Here is a 4,926-nt window from a genome sequence, read left to right as displayed (position 1 = left end):
GAAGCGCGTTTGCGCCATGAGGCGGCGCTCTCGCAGCAAATCAGGTTCGACGGCAAAAGCACCAACCACGACCTGCATGCCGGGCTCGTGGTGCGGGTTGACGAGACGTTGCCGGACGCGCCGCATGGCTTGCTGATGACCGAGGTCATTCACGAAGCAAGCCGCGAGCGGGATTACTTCAACTCGTTCAAGGCGATTCCGTGCGACCGGCCTTATCGTCTACCGCTTGACGAAGCGAACTGGCCCAAGATCGCGGGCACGCTCTCGGCGCGCATTACCACGCGCAGTGAAACCGAGTACGCCCAGCCCAATGCGCAAGGCCATTACACGGTGCGCTTTGACTTCGACTTCGATGACTGGCCGCAAGGTGGCGAAAGCGTACCGCTACGCTTGGCCAAGCCGTTCGCCGGGGCGAACCAGACGGGCTTTCACTTTCCGCTGTTGCGCGAGACGGAGGCCGGCGTCGCGTTTATCGGAGGCGACCCCCGGTTCCCCTACATCGCCCATGTCCATCATCACAGTCAGGCAACCGACCTCGTGATCGGGCGCGACGGCTGGGACACGCGCAACGTCATGCGCACAAGCAGCAATAACAAGCTCAGGCTGGAAGACGAACGCGGCAAGGAAGGCATCAAGCTCTCCACCGAGTACGGCGGCAAGACCCAGTTGAACATGGGCTATCTGGTCGATTCCGAGAGAAAGAAGCGCGGCGAGGGATTCGAACTGCGCTCGGACGATTGGGGTTCGTTGCGCGGCGGCAAGGGTCTGTTCCTGAGCGCTGACAAACAGCCGCGTGCAGGCGCTCAGGCGCTCGATATGTCGGCCGCGCTCGCGCAATTGCAGTCAGCACAAGCGCGCATGCAAAGTCTTTCCGAAGCGGTCAAGAAGGCACAAGCCGTGGTCGCCGACTGCGAGGCACAGAAGACGCTTCTTGAAACGCAACTCAAGGACTTGCAGCAGGCGGTCCTGCTGGCGTCGGCTCCGCATGGTGTGGCGCTCACGAGCGGCGAGCACATGCAGTTCTCGGCGGCCGGGCATCTGTTTACCACCACGGGCGGCAATGCCGACGCGGCGATCGGCGGCATTACACGGTCGCGGCGGGCAATGCGGTGTCGCTCTTCGCGAACACGCAGGGCGTCAAAGTCACCGCCGCGGAAGGCAAGGTGGACGTACAGGCGCAAGGCGATGCACTCAATCTCGCCGCACTCAAGGGCGTGACGATCGCAAGCACCGAGGACGCCATCACGCTCACCGCCAAGACCGCACTGACGCTCTACTGCGGTGGCTCATACGTCAAGCTGACCAATACGGGCGTGGAGATAGGCAGCCCCCACGACATCCTGCTGAAGGGGCCGATGCGTATCGGCAAGTCGGCAACCAAACAGAACGCGTTGCCGTTGATGCCCAAGCAGGAGCCGGTCGGCATGCAGTTATGGCACGCCTACCCCAACGGCCAGCCAGTGAAGAACGCATGGTATCGGGTTGGCTTCCCGGACGGTTCGTCGCGCACAGGAAAGCTCGATGAAAACGGGCGTGGGATGCTGACTGACGTCCCGCGCGGGGGCGGTCATATCCAGTACTTCGAGGATGGTTACGGCTTGCAAAGCGACAAGCGCAAGTGGGCGCAGCCGAAGAACGCGCCGCAAACACCAACGGATCCGAGCACGCCTGGTGAGACCGAAGCCGCACCGCCAAGCTTGACGGGCGCGGCCATGGCGAGCGCCGCGCAGGCGCTGACTCAGGCAGCAGCTCCGCCAGCGCTTCAAGCGCTCGCCTCGCAGGTGCCCGCCTTGGCGCGTGCCGCCGTCTCGGGCGGCGCAAGCGCGGCGGCGCAGACGGCCGTTCGCACCGCGGCGAGTTCGGCAGAGCACGCGCCGATGCCGAGTCTTGCCAAGTCGCTGACTTCGACCTGACCCGCCGCCCAACCTCATAGTCAACACAACAACAACGAACAGAAACATGGCAGCAACGGACACACCCGCAGCACCCGCCCCGCGTCAAATACCGCAAGGCATTAAACAGAATGCTGAAGAACGGCGGCGCATCAGTTACGACATCACGCCCGCGAATCCCGCGCCGAAGACGACGCCGAACCTGACGCAGTTGGGCATCGAATCGGTCGAGAATCACAGCCACGAGATATTCGTTCAGTGCCTCTACATGTTGCCGGTGGTCGGCAACGCGATGTCGCTGTACGACGTCGGGACCGACATCTATGGCATTTGCAGCAGCGCCGAGAAGGCCAGTAGCCTGACGAGCTGGGGCATTCTCGCCATTGACGCTATCGGCGTGATTCCGGCGGCTGGCAATGCCAGCCGGCCGATGCGCGCGGTCGTCAAGGAAGTCCTCCTTGCCTTTGCCAAGGGCGCGGCGGCCTCCGTGCTGGTTGACCTGTTCTGGGCGACGGCGGGCGGCGACGCGGTTGCGTTCATGGAGAAACTCGATCAGAAGCTCACGCAGTGGCGCGAAGAAATCTCGCGCGGCATCTCCGACGCATCGCGCATGGTGCGCCGCTTTGTCGAGAATCCGGTTTCGGCGGCTGAACAAATGGGCCGCATCAAGCACAACGAGGGCTTTTTGTCGTGGGTCCCGTCCGGGGAGACGATCGCGCTGCACGGCATCGATCAGTTGCTGAAGGTATCCGGCCAGCGCACGACCATTCTTAAGTGGCTCGATGAGTTCGACCGCAATCGCGACGCCATGCTCAGGCGCGCGTTCGGCGATGCGGCGACGGCAGGTTCGTTGATCTTCATGGCCGCGCAGATTGTCGAGGAGATCAAGTTCCGCAAGGCACGCAGCTCGCCCTCGCATGTTGCGCACGCCGCCCCCGGCACGATGCACGAACCGCACGTCAAGCCCGGCACGCATACCGAGCACACGCAGAAAGGAGCGAAGGCGAGCGACGTGCCCGCTAAGGACGGCTGCGGCTGCCCCGTTACCAAGACCGGCAAACCCGTCGACCTCGTGATGGGTGACGAGAACCTCGAACAAACCGACTTTGCGCTCGACGGCGTCGCGCCGATCGTGTGGACGCGGCGCTATCGGTCAAGCCTTGCCGCTTACGATGACAGCGCGCTCGGCGCACGCTGGACGAGTCCGTATCACCTCTCGCTCGAACAGCGCGACGGCGTGCTTACGTTCTTCGACCCGGACGCGCGCGCCGTGCCCTTGCCGAAAGTTGCGATCGGCGATTCGGTCGAGGTGCCGACGGAACAGCTGACGGTGAGCCGTCCAGATGCGCGCAGCGTGGAGCTTGCCTATGCGGACGGATCGCGCGAACGTTACGAACAGAGCCGCACCCTTGCCGGTTCACGTTATCGGCTTATCTCTCGCATAGGCCGCGATGGCCTCGGTCTGACCTTGTCCTACAACTCTAAGGACGAACTGACGGGCATGACGGACGGCGCGGAGAACACGATCCGCATCGACTACGAGAACGGGCGCGTCGCGGTTATTTACCGGATCGGGTTGCTTGGGAGCGCGGACGAAGCAATCGCCCGCTATGCCTATAGTCCCGAGGGCGACCTGACCGAGCACCGCGACGTGCTCGGCTACGTGCGCAAGTACGTCTATCAGCATCACCTGCTCACGCGCTATACCGACTTCAACGGCAACCCGGCCAACCTCGAATGGGACGCCCGTGGCGCAGACGCGCACACGTCCGCGCAAGCGCGCTGCGTGCGCACATGGATTGCCAAGGACGAGGTGATCGACCGGGAGATAAACATCCATGAGCTCGCACCGAAGCAAGACACGCGTTTCGAGTACCACCGCGAGCACTGGTACACCAAGGTCACGGACGGCGATGGCAACAGCACGATTCACCGCTACGACCAACATAACCGTATCGTGCTGGTCGAGCATCCCGATGGCACGAGTGAATCGTTTAACTGGAGCGAGAACAACCAGCTCGTCAGCATGAAGAACGCGCTGGGGCAAATTCAGCGCTTCGAGTATGACGGTCAGGGGCGCGTCACGGCCATGACCGACGCGCTCTCGATGACCACGCGCACCGAGTACAGCGCCGCTGGTCTGCCGGTCAAAGTAACCGACGCCATCGGCGACGTGACGACGACCGATTATGACGCGCTCGGGCGGCCCCTGTCCGTCACCGATCCGGCCGGCCGCACCACGCAATACGCTTGGAACAGCAAGGGGCGCCTGACCGCGCTGACCGACCCCAAGGGCGGCGTGAAGCAGTTCAGCTATGACGCTGCGGGACGGCTGACCCAAGCAACGGACTGTTCGAACAACGCGACGCATTACGGCTACGACGAACGCGGCTATCTCTCACACATAACCGACGCCGAAGGCCATGAAACCCGCTACCGGCGTGACGCGCGCGGGCAGATCAAGACCATCACACGCGCCGATGGTGTCGAGGAACAGTTTCGCTGGGACGGCAACGGCAACCTCGTTGCTTACCGCGATGGCGCGGGCGTTGAAACGCTGTATTGGTACGACGCGCTAAATCAGTTGAGCGTGCGCCAAACCGACGTGAAAGGCGACGATTGGGGCCGCGTCGCGTACCGCTACGACAAGCAGGGGCGGCTAACCACGCTGAACAACGAGAACCACGAATCTACCGAGTTTCGTTATGACGCGCTCGGTCAGGTCATCGAGCAGACGGGGTTCGACGGGCGCAGCGTCGCTTATGCATGGGACGATGCCGGGCGGCTGGCGGCATCGACTGAAGCCGGCGTCGAGACGCGCTACGAGCGCGACCCGATCGGGCGGCTCACCGCGCGCACGATCGGCAAGCAAGCGACCGAGAGTTTTTATTACGACGCGCGCGGGCGGCTCACGACCGCCACGGCCGCTGGCAGCACGACCCGCCTGCATTACGACGACGCGGACAACCTGATCGCCGAAGAGCAGCACGTTCGCCCGTATTACCGGGGCCAGTATTCGACCGTCACGCGCCAC

The 4,926-nt window shown here is 63.4% G+C and carries 3 protein-coding genes; all 3 read left to right on the top strand.

The features are described from left to right. Positions 1-1,218, top strand: a 1,218-nt coding sequence (locus NCR98_RS33730; protein WP_250528582.1) for a type VI secretion system Vgr family protein, incomplete at its 5' end; no start/stop codon positions are given. After that, positions 1,110-1,913 (top strand): DUF2345 domain-containing protein, encoded by an 804-nt coding sequence (locus NCR98_RS33725; protein ID WP_250528581.1) that lies wholly within the window; start codon positions 1,110-1,112, stop codon positions 1,911-1,913. The genes NCR98_RS33730 and NCR98_RS33725, both read left to right, overlap by 109 nt. A gap of 46 nt (positions 1,914-1,959) precedes the next feature. After that, the coding region (locus tag NCR98_RS33090) for a DUF6531 domain-containing protein (RefSeq protein ID WP_250528580.1) at positions 1,960-4,926 on the top strand (2,967 nt) is incomplete at its 3' end.

Source organism: Caballeronia sp. GAWG2-1, assembly GCF_023631405.1.
Taxonomy (GTDB): domain Bacteria; phylum Pseudomonadota; class Gammaproteobacteria; order Burkholderiales; family Burkholderiaceae; genus Caballeronia.
Note: the sequence above shows the minus strand (reverse complement) of the source record. Positions and strands in the feature narration are given on the sequence as shown.